25 protein-coding genes are annotated in these 24,409 nt (G+C 60.7%); 14 read left to right on the top strand and 11 right to left on the bottom strand.

Features of this window, described 5'->3' with window-relative positions; translation table 11 throughout:
* Positions 1 to 32: 32 nt before the first annotated feature.
* From QTH90_RS27340 to QTH90_RS27330, 5 genes are all read right to left on the bottom strand, one after another.
* Positions 33 to 665, bottom strand: a complete 633-nt coding sequence (locus QTH90_RS27340; RefSeq protein WP_286667723.1) for a glutathione S-transferase family protein — start codon at positions 663 to 665, stop codon at positions 33 to 35.
* Positions 644 to 1,117 (bottom strand): LysR substrate-binding domain-containing protein, encoded by a 474-nt coding sequence (locus tag QTH90_RS31565; RefSeq protein WP_353506641.1) that lies wholly within the window; start codon positions 1,115 to 1,117, stop codon positions 644 to 646. The genes QTH90_RS27340 and QTH90_RS31565 overlap by 22 nt, the downstream gene beginning before the upstream one ends.
* 23 nt (positions 1,118 to 1,140) lie before the next feature.
* Positions 1,141 to 1,614, bottom strand: coding sequence for a LysR family transcriptional regulator (locus QTH90_RS27335; RefSeq protein WP_286667722.1), 474 nt, complete (start codon positions 1,612 to 1,614; stop codon positions 1,141 to 1,143).
* Positions 1,611 to 1,931 (bottom strand): NmrA family NAD(P)-binding protein, encoded by a 321-nt coding sequence (locus tag QTH90_RS31560; protein WP_353506638.1) that lies wholly within the window; start codon positions 1,929 to 1,931, stop codon positions 1,611 to 1,613. Before QTH90_RS31560 ends, QTH90_RS27335 begins: the two co-directional genes overlap by 4 nt.
* 1,097 nt (positions 1,932 to 3,028) lie before the next feature.
* Positions 3,029 to 3,904: a LysR substrate-binding domain-containing protein gene (locus tag QTH90_RS27330; RefSeq protein WP_286667721.1), complete on the bottom strand. Its 876-nt coding sequence runs from the start codon at positions 3,902 to 3,904 to the stop codon at positions 3,029 to 3,031.
* 99 nt (positions 3,905 to 4,003) lie between these two features.
* Here QTH90_RS27330 and QTH90_RS27325 point away from each other — a divergent pair, with 99 nt between their 5' ends.
* From QTH90_RS27325 to QTH90_RS27315, 3 genes are all read left to right on the top strand, one after another.
* Positions 4,004 to 4,936: an NADP-dependent oxidoreductase gene (locus tag QTH90_RS27325; protein WP_286667720.1), complete on the top strand. Its 933-nt coding sequence runs from the start codon at positions 4,004 to 4,006 to the stop codon at positions 4,934 to 4,936.
* Positions 4,937 to 5,476: 540 nt separating this feature from the next.
* Positions 5,477 to 6,466 carry a zinc-dependent alcohol dehydrogenase family protein gene (locus QTH90_RS27320; RefSeq protein WP_286667719.1) on the top strand — a complete coding sequence of 330 codons (990 nt, stop codon included), beginning with the start codon at positions 5,477 to 5,479 and terminating at the stop codon, positions 6,464 to 6,466.
* Between the two features lie 577 nt (positions 6,467 to 7,043).
* Positions 7,044 to 7,949, top strand: a complete 906-nt coding sequence (locus tag QTH90_RS27315; protein WP_286667718.1) for a LysR family transcriptional regulator — start codon at positions 7,044 to 7,046, stop codon at positions 7,947 to 7,949.
* A 247-nt stretch (positions 7,950 to 8,196) separates the two neighbouring features.
* Here the strand turns inward: QTH90_RS27315 and QTH90_RS27310 are convergent, their stop codons facing one another.
* The 6 genes from QTH90_RS27310 to QTH90_RS27285 all read right to left on the bottom strand — a co-directional run bounded on the left by QTH90_RS27310 (position 8,197) and on the right by QTH90_RS27285 (position 15,075).
* A complete protein-coding gene (locus QTH90_RS27310) occupies positions 8,197 to 10,404 on the bottom strand; it encodes a xanthine dehydrogenase family protein molybdopterin-binding subunit (RefSeq protein ID WP_286667717.1) in 2,208 nt (735 codons plus the stop codon).
* A 1-nt stretch (position 10,405) separates the two neighbouring features.
* Positions 10,406 to 10,855 (bottom strand): (2Fe-2S)-binding protein, encoded by a 450-nt coding sequence (locus QTH90_RS27305; RefSeq protein ID WP_286667716.1) that lies wholly within the window; start codon positions 10,853 to 10,855, stop codon positions 10,406 to 10,408.
* A 39-nt stretch (positions 10,856 to 10,894) separates the two neighbouring features.
* Positions 10,895 to 11,887, bottom strand: a complete 993-nt coding sequence (locus tag QTH90_RS27300; protein ID WP_286667715.1) for a Bug family tripartite tricarboxylate transporter substrate binding protein — start codon at positions 11,885 to 11,887, stop codon at positions 10,895 to 10,897.
* A gap of 64 nt (positions 11,888 to 11,951) precedes the next feature.
* Entirely contained in the window at positions 11,952 to 12,542 is a 591-nt protein-coding gene (locus tag QTH90_RS27295; protein ID WP_286667714.1) for a malonic semialdehyde reductase, read from the bottom strand.
* A gap of 4 nt (positions 12,543 to 12,546) precedes the next feature.
* Positions 12,547 to 13,455 (bottom strand): NmrA family NAD(P)-binding protein, encoded by a 909-nt coding sequence (locus QTH90_RS27290; protein WP_286667713.1) that lies wholly within the window; start codon positions 13,453 to 13,455, stop codon positions 12,547 to 12,549.
* Between the two features lie 420 nt (positions 13,456 to 13,875).
* Positions 13,876 to 15,075 carry a LysR family transcriptional regulator gene (locus QTH90_RS27285; RefSeq protein WP_286667712.1) on the bottom strand — a complete coding sequence of 400 codons (1,200 nt, stop codon included), beginning with the start codon at positions 15,073 to 15,075 and terminating at the stop codon, positions 13,876 to 13,878.
* A 210-nt stretch (positions 15,076 to 15,285) separates the two neighbouring features.
* Here QTH90_RS27285 and QTH90_RS27280 point away from each other — a divergent pair, with 210 nt between their 5' ends.
* The 11 genes from QTH90_RS27280 to QTH90_RS27230 are packed head-to-tail and all read left to right on the top strand — an operon-like array spanning position 15,286 to position 24,248.
* Positions 15,286 to 15,963, top strand: a complete 678-nt coding sequence (locus tag QTH90_RS27280) for a cysteine hydrolase family protein (RefSeq protein ID WP_286667711.1) — start codon at positions 15,286 to 15,288, stop codon at positions 15,961 to 15,963.
* The gene (locus QTH90_RS27275; protein ID WP_286667710.1) at positions 15,960 to 16,457 is read left to right on the top strand and encodes a nuclear transport factor 2 family protein; all 498 of its coding nucleotides are present in this window, start codon (positions 15,960 to 15,962) and stop codon (positions 16,455 to 16,457) included. The genes QTH90_RS27280 and QTH90_RS27275 overlap by 4 nt, the downstream gene beginning before the upstream one ends.
* A gap of 10 nt (positions 16,458 to 16,467) precedes the next feature.
* Positions 16,468 to 17,673: an ABC transporter substrate-binding protein gene (locus QTH90_RS27270; RefSeq protein ID WP_286667709.1), complete on the top strand. Its 1,206-nt coding sequence runs from the start codon at positions 16,468 to 16,470 to the stop codon at positions 17,671 to 17,673.
* Positions 17,674 to 18,543, top strand: a complete 870-nt coding sequence (locus QTH90_RS27265) for a branched-chain amino acid ABC transporter permease (RefSeq protein ID WP_286667708.1) — start codon at positions 17,674 to 17,676, stop codon at positions 18,541 to 18,543.
* On the top strand, positions 18,540 to 19,493 hold the full coding sequence (locus tag QTH90_RS27260) for a branched-chain amino acid ABC transporter permease (RefSeq protein WP_286667707.1): 954 nt from the start codon (positions 18,540 to 18,542) through the stop codon (positions 19,491 to 19,493). Before QTH90_RS27265 ends, QTH90_RS27260 begins: the two co-directional genes overlap by 4 nt.
* A complete protein-coding gene (locus QTH90_RS27255; protein ID WP_286667706.1) occupies positions 19,493 to 20,257 on the top strand; it encodes an ABC transporter ATP-binding protein in 765 nt (254 codons plus the stop codon). The genes QTH90_RS27260 and QTH90_RS27255 overlap by 1 nt, the downstream gene beginning before the upstream one ends.
* Entirely contained in the window at positions 20,250 to 20,939 is a 690-nt protein-coding gene (locus QTH90_RS27250; protein ID WP_286667705.1) for an ABC transporter ATP-binding protein, read from the top strand. Before QTH90_RS27255 ends, QTH90_RS27250 begins: the two co-directional genes overlap by 8 nt.
* 11 nt (positions 20,940 to 20,950) lie before the next feature.
* The gene (locus tag QTH90_RS27245; protein WP_286667704.1) at positions 20,951 to 21,796 is read left to right on the top strand and encodes a creatininase family protein; all 846 of its coding nucleotides are present in this window, start codon (positions 20,951 to 20,953) and stop codon (positions 21,794 to 21,796) included.
* Positions 21,797 to 21,855: 59 nt separating this feature from the next.
* Positions 21,856 to 23,031 carry a 4-hydroxybenzoate 3-monooxygenase gene (locus QTH90_RS27240; protein ID WP_286667703.1) on the top strand — a complete coding sequence of 392 codons (1,176 nt, stop codon included), beginning with the start codon at positions 21,856 to 21,858 and terminating at the stop codon, positions 23,029 to 23,031.
* Between the two features lie 12 nt (positions 23,032 to 23,043).
* The gene (locus tag QTH90_RS27235; RefSeq protein WP_286667702.1) at positions 23,044 to 23,883 is read left to right on the top strand and encodes a gallate dioxygenase; all 840 of its coding nucleotides are present in this window, start codon (positions 23,044 to 23,046) and stop codon (positions 23,881 to 23,883) included.
* Complete coding sequence (locus QTH90_RS27230; RefSeq protein WP_286667701.1) at positions 23,880 to 24,248, top strand: protocatechuate 3,4-dioxygenase; 369 nt, start codon at positions 23,880 to 23,882, stop codon at positions 24,246 to 24,248. The genes QTH90_RS27235 and QTH90_RS27230 overlap by 4 nt, the downstream gene beginning before the upstream one ends.
* Positions 24,249 to 24,409 lie beyond the last annotated feature (161 nt).

Below are 24,409 nucleotides of genomic sequence, written 5' to 3'. Positions count from 1 at the left end.
CCGCATTCCTTGAACTTGGGGAAGAGGAGCCTTCAAGCCTGCTCCGCCTCGCGCAGCAGGGCGCGCTGCATCGCGGGCAGATCGCGTGTCCGTGCGTGGTGAGCGGCCAAGCGAGGGGGCAGGGGGAGACGAAGCATAAGGGCCCAGTGTGCGAACACGAACAGGTAGTAGTCGATCGCGCTGCGCTCGCCGAGCACCCAGGCACCGTCTTCGAGTTCGCCGTCGATGCCATGCAAAAGCTTTTCGATGACAGGCACGGTATGGGTCCAAAGCGCTTTCTTAGCCACGGCGTCGTCACCCACCCAACGAGGCGCGAGAAAAAGGATCCGGAATGCGGGATGCAACGTTCCGCCCAAGTAGCCGATCCATTCCATCGCCTTGATCGTGTGCTGCGGATCGGTCGGCAGCGTTCGCGACGAGGGAAAGTGCTGTTGCAGGAAATGAAAGATCGAGCCCGTCTCCCGCACAATCCGCCCACCGACCCATAAGGCCGGGACCTGACGGCGCGAATTGATCGCCATGTAGTTCTCGTCGCCGGCGCCGCTTAGCGACATGTCGACACGTTGAAGACCAAAGGGTACCCCGACATCTTCGAGCGCCGCGATGGAGGCGATCGCGCAGGAGTCCTTACTGAAATATAACGTTAGGTGGTCGAGTGTGTCCATTTTTCGGTATCCAGTCTTAGGTAGGTTGCCAGCTGCTCTATCGGTAACCGGCGGGGGTTGCTGCGACGCCATATCGCGTGGAAATCGCGCGTATGCCGAGGCACAAGCGGCAGAATGCGCACCTTCGCAGCGCCGTGGTCCATGCCGGGCCACGCGGTGAGAACTCCGACGCCGTGCCCGCTGCGCGCCAGTTCGACTATTGCCTCGGTCAGTTGGACGCGGCGCAGCCGTGCCGGCGAAGCACCTGTAGCGGTCAACAGTTGTGCCGCGTCCTCGCTCGCTAGATCGTGCGTGAGCAGCGTCTCGTTCTTGAGGGCTGACCACATCACAGCGGGATGCAACGAGTTGCCCGATACGAGGTGTCCGTGTTCTTCTCCCAGGACTGCGACGATGTCGAGTCCGAAGATGTGCCGATTGACGAACGGTTCGGCGCTTGCGCGCCGGGGACTGATCGCGAGGTCAATCTCGTCTTCCTTCAGCGCCTGGATTTAGCGGCGCGTTCCTTGCAGCCTGATGTCGACGTCAATGTTTGGCGTGACCGTCGCGAAGCGCGCCAATGCACCCGCGAGCCATTGATAATAGGGCAGCCCGCCGCGATGCGCACCGTGGACCGGTCTGAAATGCTGGCCCGCGCGTCCCGCTCCGCCTGGGCGAGGCGATGTAGTATCTCGTCGCTTGCATCCAGAACTGCGGCGCCCGCTGTCGTGAGGACCATCCGTTTACCTACGCGCTCGAAGAGCTTCACACCCAGGTCGTGCTCGACATTGAGCAATTGGTGGCTCAGCGCGCTGGGCGATAAATTCAGGGACGGCGCCGCACGCGCCACATTGCCTTCACGCACGATGCTCTGTACCAGTTGCAAATGCCGAACTTCCAGTACGAGACGCGCATTGCAATCGCGCTTCGCGGCAACATCGTGCCGCAGTCCGAAATCGACAATGTTGGTCATGAGCGTTGTGGTCCTCCAGCGCGGCGAGAGACGCCAACCGAAAAGTCAACGAAGTGCGCTACCTTTGTAGCCACAGCCGCCTCAATACTCGGCATGCGTTGGCGCACTTCTTTGACGAATCCGTGCTCCCAGACGTCCTCAAGGTCGCCGACCACGACTGACGCGCCGCGACCGACGAGGCAACACGACTCGTCGGATTCAGCGTTGCGCGTGAGAAAGCGAACGCGCCAGTTTGCGTCCGGCAGCCGACGCGCCACCGCTCCACCTTGAAGTCTCGTCCCGCCAACGACGAGTCCCACATTTTCCCGTTCAGTCATCTTCACTCCGAGCATCCCGCCATGAGGCCGCCAATAGTGCCGTTGTATCTACAGATGAAGAAGCGCATTGTTTTCATCAATCCGATGAAGAATTTTCATCAAAGGGAGCGCTTGCCCAGAACGTCATGATCTGTATCAGCTGCTTTTGTGTCATCTGCGACCGGCATCGCGCGTCGACACCCAGCTGATCGCAAGCCTGGAGCGGCCATTCCCCTGAAGGATCCGCGATGGCCGAGCGCTGACAGGTTCGTGCCCCTCGCATGACGGTCAGCCTTGGGAAACCTTCTTAGATGTCCACGGTCATCGCCGACGTTTCTCCACCTCTTGCCAAGGCGAGTGGCACCGACCCGGGCGCATTTACGTGGATCCCCTCTCGGCCCGATCCAATAGCCTACTTAATCTGCTCGCGCATCCGCTATCGCGTTCGCAGTCACCTCGGCGGGAATCCTCGCTGGCAGCTGCAGCGATGTCCGCGGCGGCCAGCTACTTTCCCGGGATCTCAACGTGCCTCTTGATCAGAAGAGCCTTCCCGCATCCGTCTCAGGTCGCCACGGCGGCGTTGGCCGATCCTTACGGACCTGATTGAACATTTCTTCAAGGGCCGCATGAGTGCCGATCGGGCTAAGCTGCCTCGATGGCCTTCAAGAATGGGCTTATCGAACGAGGCCCTGGGCGCGGCCAAGGCTGAGGACCAAGCAAGCACCGCAATGTGCCAGTGACCCGACCGTCTTAACCGAAGACGCCTCGCTGCGCAACGTGTTGCCACATGACAGAACGATTCCCGCGCTCCATGGGGACGGCAGAAAGGAGGTTGAGCATGGGTGCATCGCTCAACCGGGGGCGCGCGCTTCCGGCGGCGTGGCAGGGGCCCGTAGGCAAAAGAGGAATGAGTTAGACCGATGATTCAACTAGCCGCCTTACACAGAGAGACTCGGGCACCGCCTGCGCGGCAGGCATCTACGATTGCTGCATCGATCTCCCGGGTCAAAGCTCAATCGGAGGGCAAAGTTAAACCGGCATCAACGGGTTTGAGTTCCGTCATGCCCAACCCAATGAACTTGCTCCCTTACATCTCGTAGGTCGCTTCGAATACGCCGTTAAAGTCCAGCAGCATTCTCAGGAAACGCATCGCACAAAAACTGAACAAATGCCGACACCTTGCTACTCACAAGTCTGCGCGAAGTATGCAGCGCCCAAACCTCGACACGGCCTTGCATGACCTCACCCCAATTGACGAGCCGGCCTTCTGCGAGATCCTCGCGCACAAGTGATGACGGTAACATCGCAGCACCCGCGCCCGCCAGTGCTGCGTCTCGCACCATGCAAATCGATGAAAGACGCAGTACTGCAGAGGGTAGAAATTCGTACTGCGAGTTCGCGGCCTGCACGCGCCATGGGGTGGTATCGCTCGTCGATGCGAGGAGCACGGCTGGCACCGCTGCTCCGACTCGTGGTCGCCCTATAGTTGGGGCGGCGACGACAAGCTTTTGGTCGCGCAGGAAGCAACGGCCAACCAATTCGCTGTCCGGCGGCGGATTGGTCCGGATCACGACGTCGTAGTTTTCTTCAACGAGATCGACCATGCGGTCCTCAGTCGTCACTTCGATCACGACCTGCGGATATCGCCTGATGAATTCTGCCGCGAGGCGTCCCATCGCCGTATGCGCAAACAGTAAAGGGCAACTGATGCGCAGCGTGCCGCGCGCGCCTTTCGCTTGGCCGCTTGCCAGGCATTTGCTAACTTCTTCGATCTCCGCCAGCAGTCCTTCGGTCCGGGCATACAAAACTTGGCCGTCTTGAGTCAATCGAAAGGCTCTTCCGCCGCGCTCCAGTAGCCTTAAGCCCAGACTTTCCTCAAGTTCCATGACACGCCGCGACAGTGTCGCCTTGGCCCGTCCACTGGCGCGGCTTGCCTTGCCGAAGCCCCCGTGGGTGGCCACAAGGTTGAAGTCCGCCAAAGTATCGAAATTCATAGGTGATCCATATTTGAGACGGGGCGTCTATTATTTGCGACTTCCGCTCTTCAGTGGGACTCGATAGATTCGATTCCTTATTTCAAAAGGAACTCTGAGATGAAGCGCAATCAAGCCTTCCGCATTCACGCCTACGGTGGCCCTGATGCCCTGCGTCGTGATGACGTACCCGAGCCCGAAGTCGCAGCCGGTCAGCTCTTGGTCGAGGTCAAGGCGGCCGGCATCAATGGCCTCGATGCGAAGATCCGCGAGGGCTTGCTCCGCGGTGCCTTCCCGCTGCCGCTGCCCGCAACGCTTGGCGTCGAATTGGCCGGCGTTGTGAGCCGCGTGGGCGAGGGCGTCACCGGGTTCAAGGTCGGCGACCGTGTCATGGGACCGCTCGCTGGCCTCGGCGCGTATGCAAATTTCGTTGCAGTCAACGCGGCCAATTTGGCCCTGACGCCCGAGGGTCTAGACGACGTGGCCGCAGCCGCGCTACCGGTCGCTTCCCTGGCCGCGTGGCAATCGCTACGCGCGGCAGGCGAACTGACGCCCGGGCAGAAAGTGTTGATTCATGGCGCAGCGGGGGGCGTTGGCGGTTTCGCGGTGCAATTCGCCAAGGCAGAGGGGGCTACCGTATGGGCGACCGCCTCGGCGACCAGCCGTGACCATGTGCTTAAATTGGGCGCGGACGTAGTAATCGACCGCAATGCGCAGCGATTTGAATCGCTTGCGGAAGGCATCGACCTAGTGCTCGATCTCGTTGGCGGCGATGTACTGGATCGTTCGTGGCAAGTGCTCGCGCCCGGTGGCGCGATCGTCAGCGCAGTGGACCTCGGTATTAGCGCCAAGACGCCCGTTGGACGCAAGGGCATTGCGTTCGCAACGCGCCCTGACGCCGCCCGACTACGCCTCGCGGCCGAGGCGGTCGTTTCCGGTAAGTTGCGCTCGACCATCGCCGAAGTCGTGGGATTCGACCAGATTCCAGCCGCCGTCGAGCGCGTGCGCATTGGCCACGCACCCGGGAAGATCGTTGCCGACTTCACGCGCTAACTGCCTTGTCATGGCCACGCGGCTATTGCTGCTGTTGCACGTGTGCTTAAAGGCAGACCTCCGGTCTACCTCTTGCATACGGCGAAGCGAGCGCAATGACCGCGCCACAATTTTCTGCAGGAAGCTTTGAACAACGCTGCGTCTCAGGAGCGTTCCGTCGACGAAAGCGGCGCACACATAGCCGCGATCCATACGGTCAACGCCAATTTCAGCGCGATGTAAGAAAAACGTGGCCGGCAGGTCTATCCCGACAGTGGGTGCACGAGCGCTGCTGAATTCAACTGTTTCCGATCCGCGCGAGGGACTGCCGCCATCGAGAAAGGATGGGTGGCTCGCCATCGCCGCTAGCGCGAACGTGTCGACGGCAGCGACTCGTCCGCTGCCTCTCAATTTTCAATCGCTCTCCTAAAAGGGAAGGCGAGGGCTACTTCGAGAAAGCACAAGGCGGTAGCACTCCGCCTATCTCCCGAGGTTTGCCAAGCAGTTTTGATTCCTACCCCTAAGCGTCGACTTCATTGTTAAAACTATTTAGGATTACTTATGACCCGTGTTGTTCGCATTCACCAATATGGCGATGCCAGTGTTTTGGAAATTGAAGACATTGAGGTTTCAGCGCCCGCGGACGGTGAAGTTCAGATCGCAGTTAAAGCCATCGGGCTCAATCGCGCCGAGGTGATGTTCCGCAATCATGCCTACCTCCAGCTGGCCACCTTCCCGAGCCGTCTGGGATACGAGGCGGCGGGGATCGTGCAGGGAGTGGGGGCTACAGTGTCAGGATTTAAACCGGGCGACCTGGTGAGCGTCATCCCAGCACTTGATATCGCCCGCGGCGGCACCTATGGCGAACTTGTCAATGTGCCGGCACGTTTAGTAGTGAAGCATCCCGTAACCTTATCGTTTGACGCTGCGGCGGCAGTATGGATGCAATACGTCACGGCCTGGGGAGCGCTGGTCGAGCAGGCAAAGCTGAGTGCTGGAGACACCGTGATCGTTACGGCAGCATCCAGCAGCGTGGGTCTTGCAGCTTTCCAAGTCGCTCGAATGATGGGGGCAACGATAGTTGCCACCACGCGCACCCGCGCCAAGCGGCAAGCGTTGCTTGACGCAGGAGCTCATCACGTAGTGGCGATAGAAGAAGAAGACTTGGTTGAAAAGGTGATGGCCGTAACTGGTGGCCGAGGAGCCCGCGTCGTCTTTGATGCAGTCGGCGGGCCGTCGTTCGAGCGGCTGACGGCCAGCATTGCGCGCGGGGGCATTCTTATCCAATACGGCGCACTTAGTCCCGAACCAACACCGTTCCCGCTATTCGCCGTCCTCGCCAAAAGCGTAACTGTGAAGGGCTACCTCTATAGCGAGATCGTTTCTGATGACACGATCTTAAACCGGGTTAGGGCTGGCATCGTCGATGGATTGACGTCGGGCGCGCTAAAGCCAAAGATCGCTCGCACGTTCACACTTGACCAAATCCAAGAGGCACATCGTTACTTAGAATCCAACGAACAGATCGGCAAAGTCATCGTCCGCGTTTGAGCCATTGCGCCCAAGCGCGAACGTGGAGTTGGCCGGCCGGATGATCGGAGCAATGATCTGCGAAGCCGCGCTTCTGCTCGAGGATGCCAAACATCGTAAGGCGCTGGAGCGGCAGGCCTTGGACATTGTCGATCGCGTCTTTTCATCGCTCCAGGCGGCCACTAGGGACGGTTGATGGCACTGCTGGAGGGCTTCCGATGGATGCCGCGCGATGCCATGTTCCCGCGCGGCGCATACGCGCAAGCCTGGGGGACACACGAGCCACGGCTGAGCGAGTGGGAGGCCTGCCGCTTAACGGTCACCGGATCTTCGGCGCCCTGGGCGGTCACAACGAACTCCCCGGCATCGAGACGCAGAAGGTGAAGTTCGCGCGCCGCCCGGCATTGATCTTATTCGTGGAGGTCCTGTTGTCGGCCACCGCGGTTTTACGACGACTTGCTGGAGGCCCCATGAACCTCGGATTCCCTTAGAAATTGAGAATGGAATCTAGTGGGCGCACCATGCCATTGTCCCTTTCCATTGACGGGATGGCCTACATGTGTAGATGGACCATCACAGTTAACGTGATAATTGCAACATGGATGCCTTCGACAACATCGCTGTCTTTCTTGCCATCTACGAGAGCAACGGCTTGAGCGCAGCGGCTCGCCAACTCAACCGCTCTCTACAGGCTGTAAGCCGGGCGCTGATGGGGCTCGAAGGGGAGATGGGGGTGCAGTTGATTCGAAGGACTACTCGTCACTGCACGCCCACCGAAGCGGGCGTTGCGTTCTACCACCGAGTCAAGCCGGCCTACGCGGAACTGCGTGAAGCCAAGCTGGAAGTTGCAAATCGTCGGGTTGAGCCGAAGGGACTGCTGCGCGTTGGTGCTTCCGTTCAGTTCGCGCCCACATATTTGGTGCCGATCGCGGCCAAGTTCATGAAGCGATTCCCCATGGTGAACATCGAGGTGGTGATGTCGGACAATTTTGTCGACATGATCGAAGCCAACTTGGACCTCGCGTTGCGCATAGGGACTTTGCCCGATTCAGACCTGCGCGCCCGCCGCTTGGGCGAGTTTCGGCGCGTCGTGTACGGATCGCCTTCCTATTTCGCACAACATGGCCGCCCCGAAAAGCCAGACGAACTCAAAGACCATCAATGCGTAGTAAGAACCGCCGCAGGATCTGATGCCAAGTGGCCTTTCCTGATCGACGGCGGCTTGCGGAGCGTCAGCGTGAGTGGACGGTTCCGTGCCAGCGACTCCGCGGCCGTCGTTCAGGCCGTCGTGGAAGGCTTAGGGATTGGATTCACCCCGCTCTGGCAGATCCGAGACCTTTTAGAACGGTCCAAGCTGGAGCTTGTACTCACCACCTACGAGGTAGCGCCCGTCCCCATTCATGCGGTTTGGGCGGAATATCGACATGTACCGGCCAAGACACGACAGTTCATTGATTTTTTGGAAGCCGAGTTTGTTGATGATCACGCCTTACCTACTACGTAGAAGAGGACGTTCGAGCATTCAGGTCTACGTTGATGAAGGTCAGTTTTCGCACACCGTCTCGCGGCGCCGCGTCGGCCAATGGAACTGAACTCTGCGCCACGGAAGGCCGGAAGGACAACCGCAGGTCACGCGGCAAGCCTCTGCATCTATGACTCGTCGCATGCCCATTGGGTTTTCAATTTGACCTGTCGCCGCGATCCTCGCGGCCTCGAACCGAGCAGTCCCCCATGATGACAGTTCGAACGTCTTAAGCGTTTGGAGTGCTCCGCGCCCGAGCGTCTCTCAACAAATCCGGCGTCATCGGAAGCGATCGCAACCGAGTTCCCGTCAGCCGCGCCACTGCATTAGCAATAGCGGGAGCCACTGGGGGCACGCCGCACTCGCCAACACCTCCTGGGGGATTCTCACTGCGCAGCAACCGTACATGCAGCTCCGGCACGTCGGACAAGCGCATAACGGAGTAATCGTGGAAGTTGGACTGTTGGGGCATACCGTTCTTGTAGCTCAGTTCGGCTTTGAGCGCGGCTTCCAGGCCCCAGATCAAGCCTCCCTCGATCTGCGCGAGAGCATTGTCTGGCATCAGAACGATTCCTGCGTCAACGACAGTCCAGAGCGCATGAACCTGGATCAATCCGCTCACTGGATCTACAGATACTTGGGCCACCGTCGCCGTGTGCGTGTCCCAGAGATCTGAATATGCAATACCCAGCGCGCGATTGGCAACGCGCGGGCGCTCCCACGCAGCCATCGTCGCCACTTGACGTAGCACTGCCTGCGCGCGCGGATGATTGCGCAGCAGTTCCAGGCGCAGGGCCAACGGATCGACACCGCGATAAGTCGAGATTTCATCCAGCATGGTCTCCGAGGCGAACTTTGTGTAGCCGCCCCCCACCCCACGCCAGAAGCCAACGTCAATGCCTCCCTCCTGCCGAAGGTATTCAATCATAACGCTGTCGAATTCGTACAGGCTCTCGGAGCCCTCGTTCACAGGTACATCTTTTCCACCAGCTCGGACGTATGCAGCCGGCGCAGTGCGAGCAAAGACCGACTCCGAGGCGATTCGCGTGCGCCATCCGACCACTTTGCCCTGTTTGTCTAGTCCGACTTGCAAATGTTGCGCAACCAGAGGGCGCGGAAAATCGTTGCGAACATCGTCTTCCCGTGTCCAAGTGACTTTTACTGGCCGACCCTCTGCTTCAGTAGCAAGCATTACGGCGTCGACTGCGAAATCCACCTCTAGCCGCCGGCCAAAGCCGCCGCCCAGCATAGTGACATGCATTGCAATGTCTTCTGGAGGTATCCGAAATGCCTTCGCGAGTGCATTGACAGTTGCTGAAGGCACCTGCGTCGGCGCCCATACTTCTATGCGATTGCCACTCACTCGCGCAGTCGCATTCATGGGTTCAAGAGTCATATGGGCCAGGTGGCCGCTGATATAGTCGGCTTCGAACACCCGCGAGGCAGTTGCGATTGCTGCGGGGGCATCACCGTGCTTGTCCACAATGACAGCAGGATGTCCCACATTGTCGGCCGCGATTTGGTAGGAGGCCTTTGTTTGTTCCGAGTCGTAGCCCGGCAAGTCATCCGTGTTCGACCATGTGACTTTCAAAGCGTCCTTTGCCCTGTGCGCAGCCCAAGTGCTGGTGGCCAGCACGCCGACACCATAAGGCAACACTAAGGTCTTGAGGTAGCCCGTTGTTTCTCGCGCCGCCACGTCATCTATGGCCAGTGGTCTGCCGCTACGCAGCGGTGATCGAAGCACGGCACCGTACAACATACCGGGAAGGCGCACGTCGATACCGAAAACGGCGCGTCCGGTCACTTTGGGTAGCAGGTCCAGCCGCGGTAAGCTGCGGCCGAGATAGCGGCATTCAGCAAGTGGCTTTAGCATTGCCTCCGTGATCTCCGGCAGATTCGCGGGTACCTTAGCTATCGATGCGGCCTCGGCGTACGGCATGCTGCGCCCGCTAGCGCGGTGAATAACTACGCCGAGTTTTGTTTCCAATGAGGACGCAGATAGTCCCCACTTTTCGGCGGCGGCAAGCAGTATCACTTGACGCGCCTGCGCGCCCGCGATTCTCAACAACTTGTAATAGCCCCGCGTGGTTCGGGACGCGCCGGTGTGCATCGCCCCAGCGAAGCGTGGGTTTCCAAACGAACGGGGATCATGCGGCGCCTGTCGCACGATCACCTTGGTCCATTCCACGTCCAAGTCTTCGGCCAAGCACATCGGCAAAGCCGTGGAGGTGCCCTGCCCCATTTCCGAGCCTGGTGACAGCAAAATGATGGTTCCATCTGCTTCCAGCGTGACCCAAGGTGTCGGGCTGAACGGAGAAGTGGATCGGACCGCATCAGCACCAGAAGGACCTGCAAAGACGACGCCAATCGCGAGCCCGGCCGACTGAACGATGAAATGGCGGCGAGAGACCAAAGGCATATGCGGTTGTGCACACATATCATGAATTCCTTGCTGCACGCTCCACCGCCCGAACGATCCGTTTGTAGGTGCCGCAGCGACAGATATGACTATTCATGGCTTGTTCGATCACTGCGCGAGAAGGCTTTGGATCGCGTTGCAACAGTGCTGCGGCAGCCATGATCTGTCCCGATTGGCAATAGCCACATTGAGGGGTCCCTTCGGCGATCCAAGCCTGCTGCAGAGGGTGATCGCCATCCTTCGACAGGCCTTCGATCGTCGTTATGCGCTTGCCGGCGGCTGCTGCCGTTGGAAATGAGCAGGAACGTATGGGCTCCCCATCGATGAGCACGGTGCAAGCGCCGCAAGCCCCTATGCCACAGCCAAACTTCGTCCCCGTCAAGCCCAACTCATCGCGCAGGACCCAGAGCAGTGGCATTTGGCCATCCACGCCAACGTCTATAGCCGCTTCGTTAATGTTTAATTTCATGGTCTATGCATTTCAATCAATCGATCTGCGATACCGAATTCAATCAATCTGTGAAAGACGGCCATCTTTCACTAGTCGCGCCCACCGCGTGGTTTCGCCGCGGAACGTCACAGCAAAACTTTCTGGAGTGCTGTGCCCCGCTTGCCCGCCATACTGCTCCAACCTTGTCTGGAATGCTGCCCCGGCGACAGCCGCATTCACAGCCGCATTGACCCGAATGACGACGTCAGTAGGCGTGCCGGCGGGAGCGAACACCCCGAACCAGCCCATGTATTCGTAGCCGGGCAGGCCAGACTCCGCCACGGTCGGGACGTCAGGCAGGCTTGGCAGCCGATTCGCCCCCGTCACCGCCAAGGCTCGCAACCTGCCTGCCTTGACCTGTGCAATCGACGATGGGAGTAGATCAAACATCAATTGGATCTCGCCCGACATCAGGGCAGGGATCGCCGCGCCTGAACTCTTGTAAGGCACGTGAACCAAGTCTGCGCCGGCCTTAGTCTTGAACAGTTCCACTGCAAGATGATTGGATGTCCCCTGGCCGCTGGATCCATAGAACAACTTTCCAGGCCGGGATTTGGCTTGGGTGATGAGCTCCTTAATGCTGTTGATCGGTAGTTCGGGATGCACGACCACGATGTGCTGAAGGCTCATCGGCCCGGCGACTGGTGTCAGGCTTTTGATAGGAGTGAACGGCATGGCTCGCATCAGCGCTGGATTGCTGGCGAGGCTGGCACCTGAAAAGAGCAACGTATGTCCGTCAGGCGTCGCGCGCCTTGCCAAATCGGCGCCTATGTTGCCTCCAGCACCCGGCTTGTTGTCCACAATCACCGGCTGTCCTAGCATCACGCTCATCTCTGACTGCAGGGCGCGTGCCAAGATGTCCGCTGCCCCGCCAGGTGCATAGGGCACGATCAAAGTGATCGGGCGGGATGGGAATACCGGTGCGGCGACAGCCGTAGAGCTTAGGCCCAACACAGCTAATAGAAGGCGGGCCAAGTGGCCGAGCGGATACGGGGCTTTGCGAAAAATCATCACTGTCTCCAGATGCGCAGGTAACGCGACTTCGACCGCATGGCGGGCTTCCGGGCTGTGCAGTTCAAAGCAGCTGGCATGCCTCGTCGAACTCCAGTCGCGGCTGACGCGGCAACAGACGGGACGGATCACCTCGGCCCAGATTGCACAAGAAGTTACTGCGCCAATTGCTGTCCGAGAAGAACTCAGCGTCAACCTTCACGGAGTCGAAGCCGCTCATCGGACCACAGTCCAGACCCAGCGCGCGCGCGGCGACTATTAGGAATCCCGCTTGAATCGAACTATTTCGGATAGCCGTGATGGATGTAAGCGCCTCATCCGCCGCAAACGTGTCGCGTGCCGCCGGGTTGTGCCAGGTTTTGCGGAGCCACTCATAGAAGCGGATGTCGTACGCGACGATCGCCGTGACAGGCGCCGCTAGCGTCTTTTCCAAGTTGCCAGGAGAGAGAGCGGGCACCAGCCTAGCCTTGGCGCTTGCACTCGTCAAAAAGACAAGTCGCATTGGCTGGCAGTTCATCGCGGTTGGCGACAAGCTTGCCAACTCGTATAGAGTTCGCAGGGTAGCCGCATCGATTGAGTCGTTTAACCACCCGTTGTGCGTACGCGCTTCGTGAAAAAGGGAACGTTGGGCGGCGGCGCGAGTTTCGTCGTCCATGACACTAGACCCCAGGCCGGCTGCCGGAAGCCGTGCGTTCCGCTGTCGTGCCTCGCCAGAGTTCTTCGACGTACTGTCGGACTGTGCGCGCTGGCCGGCCGAGAATCGCCCGCAGGGTCAGGCTGTTACCCGGCATCCCATGTTCGGAGATGTGAGCATGGATTTTTTCGAGCATCGCCAGTTCACGAGCGTCGTAAGGCAGTTTCGCCTGCCTTGCCCATCCGGCGAACTCGATCTCTCGTACCTCGACGGGCTTTCTCAACAAATCAGACGCCAGCTTCCCAATTTCGAGTCGAGTTAACATACCTTCCGAGCAGAGTTCGAAACTTCCGTATGCCAAGCGATCTCCGGTCAGAGCGATGGCGGCAACCTCCGCGACGTCGCGATAGTCCACACGTGCGAGTCGTCGATCTACGGGATTGGGCTCCGCATATACGCCCGTTTGCACGATGGCTTTCCAGGCGCCCGCGAAGTTCTGAAAGAGATTGGCCGGATGCAGCAGTGTGTATTCCATTCCGGAGGCGAACAGGGCGTTCTCGACTGGGATCTTGCTGGCGTGATTGGCCAAATCCGTGTTCGTAGGTTGGATGACCGACGAAAACACAAACTTTCGAACCCCGCCACGCCGGGCTGCCTCCACCATGTTTAGCCCCATTTGGGCTTCATCAGACGCAAAGACTGGACCAATGTGAAAGACGCCATCGACACCCTTCGTTGCGCTATCCAAGGACCTAGGATCTCGCAGGTCAGCAAAGACCACCTCAGTGGCGCCGTTCGATCGGGCCACCTTGGCTTCGTCTTCGTTGCGCACAATCGCTCGGGTGCGCACCCCGCGTTTCGCGAGCTCTGGCACAACCATCCCTGCATAGCGTCCAGAGCCGCCTACGCATAGAACCGTGATTTCGCTATCCATCATTTACCTCATCAGTTTCGGAATGCACCATGCTATTGAACGTTGCCATTGACTGGAAGGCCTGAGTGTGTAGATGGACTATCACGGTTAGCGTGATAATCGCAATGGATGCCTTGTCGACATCGCCTTTCCTCTCGCCCTTTACAAGAGCAACGGCTTAAGCGCAGCGGCTCGCTAACGCATCCGTTCCTTTAGACTGTGTGCTGTGGCTGAGTAGTCCCGACGAGAAGATGGGTGCGGTTATTCTCTGGAGACGACTCGCAGATGCATGCCCACTGAAGCAGGCGTTGCCTTGTACTACCGAGTCAAGTCCGTCACGGATACTCTCACTGCAACTGAGCGCGCTTCTGCCGCCCCCGGTATCGCCGAAGCTGTTCACGGCCACCGCCGGACGGGGCACTCAACAATGCAAGCTTATTGCTAACGAATCATCGATCGGTCTGCTATTGCCACCACTGCGTCGATCAGCATGCGTGCCGCCACCGTCAAGCTCCCGCCCGCGCGCATCACGACCCCGATGGCGCGCGGCTGCGATGTCGGCGCGAGTGGCAGTACCGCGAGGGCGCCAGAGGCAATGTCGTCTTGGAAGAGGTACGGCGATGCGGCGGTGATGAGATCGCTGTCCGACATGAGCGCCCGAGTCACCGTGTAGTCGGCCGTCTCCACTATCACCTCGGCCGGCCCCAAGTGATTCTCCGTGAGCGTGGCCTCCAGCGAACTTCGCGTCCAGGTGCCCCGATGCGGAAGGACCCAGCGTGCCTGCTGGAGGCCCGGCCAACCTTCGTTAGGCAGCGAGGCGCATAGCGGGTGTTCCTTGCGGGCCAGGAGCACGATGCCAGAGGTCAGCACCGGGCGCAAGACGAACCCGACCATCTGCTCGTCCGGCCGTAGGCCTCCTAGGATGAAATGAAGCTCACCCGCATGCAATAGGCTTGCGAGGTGTTCGAACGTACCCTCAATTGTCGACACCGTGATCTTCGGATGAACCCGCGTAGTCGTGATGATCGCCTGCGGGAGGAGCCAGTTCCGACCGAGCGACAGGGTGCCCACCACGACGTGCCCCGTTATGCCCTGTTGCAGTGAAGCAATGTCCTCTTCTGCCTTGGCCATCTCGACCAGCGCGCGACGCAGCCGAAAGACCAGCCTCTCGCCTACCGAATTGGGAACTATGCCGGTCGGCGTGCGCGACACCAGCGCAAGACCGAGTCCCTGCTCGACTTCACGCAGCGCGAGGCTCACTGCTGGCTGAGAGATCCCGAAACGCTTCGCTACGGTTCCCATGTGGCGTTGCTTCATCAACTCAATGAACACGAGCAACCGCTGCTTGCCGATCGACAGCGTGAGGATTGGCGCGGACGGATTCCACGGGGCGCCCTGGCACAGCGCCTCGATCTCCTGCCGGGCCAGGCCGAGCTCGTTCAACCCGCCCTCGGCGCGCGCGAGCAACGCAACGCCGAATTCAGTCAAAAGCATGCCGTGGGGACGGCGCTCGAAGAGCGGCACTCGCAGATCCGCCTCAAGTTCTTGGATCGAACGCGTGACAGCCGATTGCGCGCGAAGGATGACGTCAGACGCACGAGCCACACTACCAGCGCGGGCGACTGCGACGAAGACCTTCAAGTGACGCGGGTTGAAATGAGTCATCGGAACAAAGGGGAACCCATGCGGCAATAAGCGTTCTGGTTGGCTGCTGTTATAGCGCTTTCGGCGCGATAAGTTTTTCAGACCGGCTTTCGACCTTTTCGCAGTTCCGTGACGACGACTGCGCCGCATCATTGGCGTCACGCTATCCATTGATGCCCACGCATGACCCAGCCTACCCAGTTCCAAATGCCCCAATACGTGATCGACCGCGTGATGAAAAAGCGCGGCCGCCTGCGCGTGTTCGATCGCTTCGAGCCACGACACAGCGCACTGGTCGTGATCGACATGCAGGAGTTCTACGTGCGCGACGTCCCGTCCGCCATCGCCATCATCCCAAACATCAACCGGCTGGCGCGGGCGTTCCGTGAGCGGGGCGGCCACGTCGCCTGGGTAAAGATGGTCGCAGGCAAAGGCGGTCAGAGCTTGTGGCCCCTTTACCACGATCACTTCTTCACGCCGGAGAATGGTCAGCGGCACCGCGACAACCTGACGAAGGGCCACCCCGGCCAAGAACTACACGCCGACCTTGACGCCCGACCCGAGGACATCTACGCAGACAAGCAGCGCTTCAGCGCCTTCATTCCGAAGTATTCCGATCTACCACAGCATCTGGACGCGAAAGGCGTCAAGAACGTCGCCGTCGTCGGCATGCTGACCAATTTCTGCTGCGAAACCTCGGCTCGCGACGCAATGATGCTCGACTACCACGTCGCGATGGTGTACGACGCCAATGCCGCGCGCTTCGACGACGATCACAACGTCGGCTTCCAAACCGTCTATCAGAGCTTCGGCGACGTTGTCTCCGTCAACGAGATGCTGAGCGACATGCTGCAGCCCGCGCAAGCCGGCGCGTCCGAAACATGACCCGATCGGAAGACCTCCGCGCTATCGAGCAGTTGCAACGCGCCTACGCCCGTCTAAACGATGAGGCCGCATGGCACCAAGTGGCCGAACTGTTCACCGAGGACGCCACCTTCATCCGTCCGAGCGACCGGGAGCGGCCGATCGTCGGCCGCGCAGCGATCCTGCAATCCTTCCTGGCTCGGTCCCAAGGGTCGGATCGCCAGCATCTGGTCGCCAATCCTGAAGTCGAACTGCTCGATGAACACCACGCCCGAGCCTCCTGTCATTCAATCCTCCTCGTACGTCTGGGCAGGCGTCTCGGCACGGTCAGCATGGGTGGTTTCATGGACCGATTGACCCGCACGGGCGACGGCTGGCGGTTCCAGTCGCGTGCTGGTTTCACCTTTTTTGACTTAGTGCCCTACACGACACACGAGCGTCCTGACAACGAGGCCTGCAACAACTTCCGTTCAGTCGCTCCCCCGGGACATACCAGCCCTCCCTCCTCGAAGTAAAGGACCTCTTATGCACTCGCGAAACGCCTCTTCCTTCACTCTGATTCGGCGGGCTACGCGCACCGCGCTCGCCCTCACAGCGGGAGTCCTCAGCCTCTCCGCAGCGCCGGCACGCGCCACCAACGATCTCATCGTCGGCGTCATCCTACCGCTGTCTGGCACGTTCGCCGACCAGGGCTCCCACTACGAGAACGGCATGCGCCTGTACCAAGAGCTCAATAGTCCCCAGGTCGGCGACCGCAACATCAGGCTTGTGGTGAAGGACGACCAAGGGCCTAACTCAGGCGACCTCGCGCGTCGCTTGACGCAAGAGCTCATCACGCGCGACAAGGCCGAGCTAATCGTGGGCTACAGCTTCACTCCGAATGCCATGGCCGCCGCGAGCATCCTCACGCAGTCCAAGACGCCAGCGATCATCGTCAACGCGATGACGTCGGTGCTGACCGAGAAGTCGCCTTACTACACCCGCATCTCCGGCACCATGCCAATGGTGGCCTACACGCAGGGTCAATGGGCCGCCGCCCAAGGCAAAAAGACCGCCTACTTGATCGTGTCCGACTACGCACCCGGCATCGACGCCGAGACCTGGTTCGTCAAGGGCTTCGAGGCAGGCGGCGGCAAGGTGGTCGGCAAGGACCGCACGCCGCTGTCGTCGATGGAATACGGCCCATATTTGCAGCGCGCCCTCGAGGCCAAGCCCGAAATCGTCTTCGGATTCAACCCCGGTGGCGATGTGTCGATCGCGTTCATCAAGCAGGCAAGCGCGCGACTGAAGGGCACCGGTGCGCAGCTCATGGTCACCGGCGACGTGGTCGATGACAACCTGCTGCCCGCGATGGGCGATGCGGCAGACGGCGTCATTTCCGCGTGGCACTACCAGGCCGAACTCGATAACGCCCCCAATAGGGTCTTCCTCAAGGCCTTCCAAGCGAAGCACGGTGCGGGCAAGCTGCCTAGCTACCGCGTGATGCAGGGCTATGACGCGATGGCGATGGTCTACAAGGCTCTCGGCAAGACCGGCGGCAAGACCGGCGACGCGTTTATGGAAGCGGTCAAGGGCATTCAGATCGACAGCCCGCGCGGACCGATCAGCATAGACCCGGCCACCCGCGAAATCATCGAAAACATCTACATCCGGCGTGGCGTCATGAACAAGGGCTTGGCGGTGAACACGCTGATCGCCACGCTGCATGCCGTCAAAGACCCGGCTAAGTAAATGAACGTTCAGGGATTCACAACCGTCCTCGTGGACGGGCTGGCCTACGGAATGCTGCTGTTCCTATTCTCCATCGGCCTGTCGATAACGCTCGGGCTCATGCGTTTCATCAACCTCGCCCATGGAGCCTTTGCCATGTGCGGCGGCTACCTGATGGTAGTCCTCGTCGGCGGCCTAGGAATGCCATTCCTGCTTGCGCTACCGGCCACCTTCGTGGCAACAGGGTTGGTCGGCGCGGTGCTCGAGCGTCTGTTGATTGCACACGTCTATCGCAAGCTCGCGTTGCAGCACGTGCTCTTCTCGATTGGCCTCGCCTTTGTGGCGAGTGCGATCGCAAACATCATGTTCGGCCCCCAGCAGCAGCCCATTCCGCTCCCGGATTGGGCAGTGGCCAAGGTCACGCTGCTTGGCACCTGGACCACCGGCTACCGAGTATTCATCATGGTCTGCGGCACGCTGGCGCTGTGCTTGCTGCTCGCGCTGTTCCACCGTACTCTGTTCGGGGCTCGCGTACGGGCCGCGGTCGATCTACGAGGCACAGCCGAAAGCATCGGCATTAACGTCACGCGCCTGTTCGCACTGACCTTCGGGCTCGGCGCTGCGTGCGCCGGGCTCGGCGGTGCGCTCGCGGTCGGCCTGCTCGGGCTCGATCCGAGCTTCCCGCTGAAGTACCTTGTGATGACACTGATGGTCGTGGCCATCGGCGGGCCAGGCTCGATCCTCGGGTCCTTCATCGCCGCGCTATCCCTAGGTCTCGCGGACGGACTGTTCAAGTACTACGTCCCCGCCGTGGGCAGCTTTGTCATCTACGCGCTGCTAGTACTCACCATGATCTTCATGCCAAGCGGCCTCATTCGGAGAGCAGGATGACCAAGACCCTCGACATTCGCATCGCCTTGCCCCTGCTGCTCGCCGTGGCAGTCGGCTTCTACTTCATATTCCCGGGCTACTTGGTACTGCTGCGCACCATCTTCATCATCGCCATCCTGGCCCTGTCCTATGACCTGCTGCAAGGCTACGCAGGCATCGTTTCGCTCGGCCATGCCATGTTCCTGGGCATAGGCGCCTACGCCGTGGCATTCCTCGGAAATCATGGCGTCACCGAGCCGCTACTGACACTGGCCATCGGCATGCTCGTGGCCGGCCTTGTGGCAGGCATTATGGCGCCCTTTGTCGTGGTCGGCAGCGACTTCAACCGGTTGCTGGTCACGCTGGGCATGGGCTTTTTGTTCTATGAAGCGGCCAACCAAGCCAACGAGTGGACGGGTGGCGCCGACGGCCTCTCTTCGTTTGCAGTGGGTCCGATCGCCGGCCTCTTCACCTTCGACTTCGCGGGACACGTCGCGTTTTTCTACGCGCTGTCCGGCCTGGTGGTCGCCTATCTCGTCGTCTGGAGGGTGTCGACCTCGCCGTTCGGCCTGGCGCTGCGCGGTCTAAGAGAAAACACCGCACGCATGCACGCCATCGGCGCCATGGTCGGCCGGCATCGCTCGAGGGCCTACGTGCTGTCGGGTGCACTTGCCGGCATCGCCGGCGCAATGCTCGGGCAGACCAGCAACTTCGCCTCGCTCGACATGCTCGGCTTCGAACGCTCGGCGGACGTGGTGATCATGACCGCGCTCGGTGGCACCGGCAGCATTCCCGGTGTGATCCTTGGCGCATCGCTGTTCACCTGGCTCAAGGACGCGCTGTCTTCGGTGAGCCCGAAGTACTGGCAGCTTGGTGTGGGCGCGGTGCTGATGGCCTCGGTCTTCGTGCTGCCGCGCGGCGTGGCCGGCCTGTCCGAGACGACCTGCCGCCTGTGGAGAAGGAGAAAGTGATGTCCGATATGGCTTTCGAGACCGACCGTCTCACTTTGCGCTACGGCAACTTTACGGCGATCGACCAGGTTTCGCTGAAGGTGCCTACCGGTGCCCGGCACGCGATCATCGGCCCAAACGGAGCCGGCAAGACCTCCTTCGTCTCTGCGCTGACCGGCTCCGCGCGGGCCACCAGTGGGCGAATCGTACTCGGCGGAGAAGACGTCACGCGCCAATCGCAAGCCCAGCGCGTGCGGCGCGGCATGGCCCGTACCTTCCAGATCAATCGGCTTTTCACGGAGCTCACGGTACTCGAGAACATTCAGATGGCACTGATCGAGCGCGATGGAAGCTCGCACGTGTGCTGGCGTTCACTAGCATCGCGCACGCATCTTGCGGACGAGGCGCGTGCATTGCTCACCCTGGTGCAGCTCGATGCACAGGCGGGCAGCCGAGTCGCCGCGCTCGCCTACGGCCAGCGCCGCCTTGTGGAGATCGCGATCGCGCTGGCAACGCGTCCTCGCGTGCTGATCCTCGATGAACCGGCGGCGGGCGTGCCCGCGGCGCAGAGCGAGTTGATCTTCGAGCGCATCAGCGGCCTGCCCAAGGACATGACGCTTGTCTTCATCGAACACGACATGAACCTCGTATTCCGTTTCGCCGAACGCATCACGGTGTTGGTCTCCGGTCGCGTCATGGTCGAAGGCACCCCCGCGGAGATCCGCAACGACGATCGCGTGCGCGAGGTCTACCTCGGACGCCAACGGCACCATCCGTATGCTTGAGATCTACAACCTCACTGCCGGCTACGGCGACGCCATCGTGATCGAGGATCTGTCGCTGTCGCTCCAAGAGAACAAGAGCCTAGCGGTCCTGGGGCGCAACGGAGTCGGCAAGTCCACGTTGATGATGACCCTCGCGGGCCACACGCGACAGACTGGCGGTCGCATTCTCTGGCGGGGCCGGGACATCTCGGCCCAACCACCGTCGGAGCGCGCGCGCTTGGGCATCGGCTGGGTGCCGCAAGAGCGCAACATTTTTCATTCGCTGACAGTCGAAGAGAACCTACGCGTCGCCGCCACATCGGGTTTCTACAACCTCGAAAAGGTCTACGGCGTCTTCCCGCGGCTGCACGAGAGGCGCCGCAACATGGGCGACAAGCTCTCGGGTGGCGAGCAACAGATGCTCGCGATCGGCCGCGCGCTCATGACCAACCCGAAGCTGCTGCTGCTAGACGAACCCTTCGAGGGGCTGGCGCCGGTGATCGTCGAGGAACTGGAGGCCACGTTATCGCGCCTACGACGCGAGGACGGCTTCGCCACGCTGCTCGTCGAGCAGCGCGCCGAGGATGCGCTCCGCCTCAGCGACGACGCCATCGTGCTGGATCGCGGGCGCATTGTCGAATCCGGCTCGGCCGAGCACATGCTCAATGACATCTCAGTGGTGCAGAAATGGATCGCAGTTTAAGGAGACCAGTTATGAAGGCACCATCCCCGTTCGTGAGCCTAGAGCAAGGTCAATCGGTTTTCAAAGACACGATCGCCGAGATGACCTACCTGGAAGTTGAGGCCGCGATTGGCCGCGGCGCAATTGCGCTGTGGAGCATGGGGGTGATCGAGCAGCATGGGCCGCATCTGCCGACAGCAACCGACGTCTACATCCCGAGCGCGCGCCTGCGTGCGATTAAAGCGCTGCTTGCTGATTCCGGCATTGAGGCCCTCATCGTCCCTCCGTTCTACTGGGGCGTGAACGTCGTCTCGGCGAACTTTCCGGCGTCGATCAAAGTGCGCGCCGAAGTCATGATCGATCTGGTCAGCGACGTTATCAAGAGCCTGGCAGGCGATGGCGTTAGACGTGTGTTCTGCGTCTCCGGCCACAACGACGGGGGACACAACGAGGCCGTCTACCGGGCTATGCGCAAGGCCACGGTTGAATCGAGCGCGCAGGCCTGCTTCATCTGCGACGAGGCGATTCTCCGCCGCCTCGGCATTGAGATGTCGGACCCGCACGTGATGCCCTTCTGCGTGGCGCCCAATCAACCTCCGGGCCCCTTCCTCGACATCCACGCCGGCGAATGGGAGACTTCAGTGATGCTCGGTTTTAACCCGGAGGTGGTGCGCGAGGACCGCATGACGGGGCTGGTCCCGACCAACCTCGGGCCTGATGATTTAGCCGAATGGCGGAAGGGCTTCGACGCCTCGCGCCGCGTCACACCCCTCGGCTACTTCGGGGACCCCGCAGCCGCCCATGCCGCGCGCGGCCGCGCATCGATCGCTAGCGAAGCGAAGGCCATCGTGCAAGGCATTCGACAAAGGGTGGCCTGAAGCGCTGCACGTCCCAGCCTCGCACACTGCACAAAACAACACAAGGAAGTGAATCATTCATGAAGACGCAAGTAGCCATCATTGGCGCCGGACCGGCGGGGCTGTTCCTCGCTCATCTGCTGAAGCGGCAAGGCATCGAGTCCGTCGTCCTCGAACTGCGCAGCCGCGAGTATGCCGAAGGACGCGTGCGCGCCGGCGTGCTCGAAGCGGGAACCATCGACACGCTCAACAACCTCGGCCTGGGCGAGCGAATGATGCGCGAAGGTCTGGTCGACAACGGCCTCGACATGCGCTTTAACGGACGCACCATCCACCTCGACCTGCCCGGCCTCACTGGCCGCAGCGTCAGGATCTACGGCCAGCAGGAGGTCGTGAGGGACCTCATCGGCGCCCGTGTGAATGAAGGCGATCCGCTGATCTTCGAAGCCGAGGTCGTGCGCATCGAAGGCATCGAGACGAGCGCGCCGCGGGTGCACTACAAGCAGGGCGGCGAGATGAAGGTGCTCGAATGCGCCTTCGTGGCCGGGTGCGACGGCTTCCATGGCGTCTCGCGCGCCTCGATGCCCGAGGGCGTCATCACCACCTATACCCGCGCCTACAACTTCGCGTGGTTGGGTGTGCTGGCCAAAGCGGCGCCGATGTCTGACATGACTTACGTCAACCACGACAACGGCTTCGCGCTGTGTAGCCGGCGATCGGCGAGCATCTCACGCTTGTACCTACAGGTGCCGCCGTCGGACCGGCCCGAGAACTGGACTGATGCTCGGATCTGGGACGAACTGCACACGCGCATGTTCGACGACGGCCGCACGGAGATCCAGGAAGGCGAGATCTTCCAGCGCGACATCGCACAACTGCGCGCCTTCATCGCCAGCCCGATGCAGCACGGTAACCTCTTTCTCGCCGGCGATGCCGTGCACATTGTGCCGCCCACGGGAGCGAAGGGACTGAACATGGCCGTCGCCGACGCGCGCATCCTTGCCCGAAGCATGGCCGCGTACTTCTCGAGCAATTCGCGCGCCGAGTTGGACCGTTACAGTGCCGAATGCATGGCGCGGGTCTGGAAGACGATTCGCTTCTCGGCCTACATGACCGGGCTCCTGCATAGGTTCGACGAACATTCGCCCTTCGACCGCGGCATGCAACTGACCGAGCTCGATTTCATTTCGCAGTCCGAAGCGGCTCAGCGGGCGATCGCGGAACAGTACGTGAAACTCTCCGACGTCGCGGATTGAGAGGAGGAAGGTATGGCAAAGGTTATCGGCTGCATCGGGACCTCGCACGTTCCCACCATCGGAGTTGCCTATGACAAGGGCAAGCAGGAGGATCCGGCCTGGAAGCCGCTGTTCGACGGCTACAAGCCTGTCGCGAAGTGGCTGGACGAGCAGGAAGTGGATACGCTCATCATGTTCTACAACGACCATGCATCGGCATTCTTCTTCGACCTCTACCCGACTTTCTCCCTCGGCATCGGTGAGACTTTTCAGATAGCCGACGAGGGCGCGGGTATGCGGCGGCTACCGCCCATCACCGGCGACGTCGACCTGCAGATCCACATTGCAGAATCGCTCGTTAACGACGAGTTCGATATGGCGACCTTCCAGGAAAAACCACTCGACCACGGTTGCGCCTCTCCCCTTCCGCTGCTATGGCCCCACGATCCCAGATGGCCGGGCGCCGTGGTGCCGATCGCGATCAATGTACTGCAGTTCCCGCTTCCGACCGCCGCACGATGCTGGAAGCTCGGCCAGGCGGTGCGGCGCGCAGTGGAAAGCTACCCGCATGATCGGCGCGTTGCCATCGTAGGTACCGGGGGACTGTCGCACCAAGTCCATGGCGAACGGACCGGCTTCAACAACGAGGATTGGGACCACCAGTTCCTGGAATTGCTGCAGCACAATCCGCAAGCATTGACTCAAATGACGCACTCTGACTTTATTCGATTGGGCGGCGCCGAGAGCGTCGAGCAGATTATGTGGTTGGCTATGCGCGGCGCGATGGGTCCGAAGCTACGCAAGCTTCATCAGAACTACTACCTGGCGACGACGACGGCCTTGACGGTCGCGCTCTGGGAGGAAATCGCATGAGCCACCCCAATCCTCAACTCGCCGGCATCGAGGCGCTGAGCGGAACCTATGTGTTCGACCTGCGCGCCAGCCATCGCGCGATCCGACTTAACCGCTTCTTTTGGAATCTTACCCACGCGACTGCGCGCGCGCGATTCAAGGCTGACCCCGACTGCTTAATGCAAGAAGCCCACCTGTCCGAGGAGGAATTGCAACTGGTGCGGCAACGCGACTGGATCGGCATGATCCGTTATGGCGTGAGCTTCTTCGTGCTCGAAAAATTCGCGCGCGTCTCGAACTGGACCAATTTGGAGGTCTACGCCGCCATGCGAGGGGAGAGCTTTGAGGACTTCATGAAAACTCGTCGAGTGCCCGACGCACGTTAGCCGAGATCAGACGCAGAGGCCTCGAGACGGCGCCGCAATGGCGTTCTCTTAGTTAGCTTAGGGCTACCTTCGACGCGAACCAAGTGGCTGCGATCGGCATCCGGCGACAGGCGCTCTCGACCTTCCGTCCGAGTTTTGTCGGCATTATTTTGCCTTGTAGA

The sequence above is a fragment of the Variovorax flavidus genome, from assembly GCF_030317145.1.
Lineage (GTDB): Bacteria > Pseudomonadota > Gammaproteobacteria > Burkholderiales > Burkholderiaceae_C > Variovorax > Variovorax flavidus.
This window is presented reverse-complemented; position numbering and strand designations above follow the sequence as displayed.

Coding starts and splice junctions, on each gene's coding strand:
- QTH90_RS27335 (WP_286667722.1), bottom strand. CDS start 1,614: ATGACCAACATTGTCGATTTCGGACTGCGGCACGATGTTGCCGCGAAG.
- QTH90_RS27330 (WP_286667721.1), bottom strand. CDS start 3,904: ATGAATTTCGATACTTTGGCGGACTTCAACCTTGTGGCCACCCACGGG.
- QTH90_RS27320 (WP_286667719.1), top strand. CDS start 5,477: ATGACCCGTGTTGTTCGCATTCACCAATATGGCGATGCCAGTGTTTTG.
- QTH90_RS31560 (WP_353506638.1), bottom strand. CDS start 1,931: ATGACTGAACGGGAAAATGTGGGACTCGTCGTTGGCGGGACGAGACTT.
- QTH90_RS27295 (WP_286667714.1), bottom strand. CDS start 12,542: ATGGACGACGAAACTCGCGCCGCCGCCCAACGTTCCCTTTTTCACGAA.
- QTH90_RS27300 (WP_286667715.1), bottom strand. CDS start 11,887: ATGATTTTTCGCAAAGCCCCGTATCCGCTCGGCCACTTGGCCCGCCTT.
- QTH90_RS27325 (WP_286667720.1), top strand. CDS start 4,004: ATGAAGCGCAATCAAGCCTTCCGCATTCACGCCTACGGTGGCCCTGAT.
- QTH90_RS27235 (WP_286667702.1), top strand. CDS start 23,044: ATGGCAAAGGTTATCGGCTGCATCGGGACCTCGCACGTTCCCACCATC.
- QTH90_RS27255 (WP_286667706.1), top strand. CDS start 19,493: ATGTCCGATATGGCTTTCGAGACCGACCGTCTCACTTTGCGCTACGGC.
- QTH90_RS27245 (WP_286667704.1), top strand. CDS start 20,951: ATGAAGGCACCATCCCCGTTCGTGAGCCTAGAGCAAGGTCAATCGGTT.
- QTH90_RS27250 (WP_286667705.1), top strand. CDS start 20,250: ATGCTTGAGATCTACAACCTCACTGCCGGCTACGGCGACGCCATCGTG.
- QTH90_RS27230 (WP_286667701.1), top strand. CDS start 23,880: ATGAGCCACCCCAATCCTCAACTCGCCGGCATCGAGGCGCTGAGCGGA.
- QTH90_RS27280 (WP_286667711.1), top strand. CDS start 15,286: ATGCCCCAATACGTGATCGACCGCGTGATGAAAAAGCGCGGCCGCCTG.
- QTH90_RS27340 (WP_286667723.1), bottom strand. CDS start 665: ATGGACACACTCGACCACCTAACGTTATATTTCAGTAAGGACTCCTGC.
- QTH90_RS27270 (WP_286667709.1), top strand. CDS start 16,468: ATGCACTCGCGAAACGCCTCTTCCTTCACTCTGATTCGGCGGGCTACG.
- QTH90_RS27240 (WP_286667703.1), top strand. CDS start 21,856: ATGAAGACGCAAGTAGCCATCATTGGCGCCGGACCGGCGGGGCTGTTC.
- QTH90_RS27265 (WP_286667708.1), top strand. CDS start 17,674: ATGAACGTTCAGGGATTCACAACCGTCCTCGTGGACGGGCTGGCCTAC.
- QTH90_RS27290 (WP_286667713.1), bottom strand. CDS start 13,455: ATGGATAGCGAAATCACGGTTCTATGCGTAGGCGGCTCTGGACGCTAT.
- QTH90_RS27305 (WP_286667716.1), bottom strand. CDS start 10,855: ATGAAATTAAACATTAACGAAGCGGCTATAGACGTTGGCGTGGATGGC.
- QTH90_RS27310 (WP_286667717.1), bottom strand. CDS start 10,404: ATGTGTGCACAACCGCATATGCCTTTGGTCTCTCGCCGCCATTTCATC.
- QTH90_RS27315 (WP_286667718.1), top strand. CDS start 7,044: ATGGATGCCTTCGACAACATCGCTGTCTTTCTTGCCATCTACGAGAGC.
- QTH90_RS27260 (WP_286667707.1), top strand. CDS start 18,540: ATGACCAAGACCCTCGACATTCGCATCGCCTTGCCCCTGCTGCTCGCC.
- QTH90_RS27275 (WP_286667710.1), top strand. CDS start 15,960: ATGACCCGATCGGAAGACCTCCGCGCTATCGAGCAGTTGCAACGCGCC.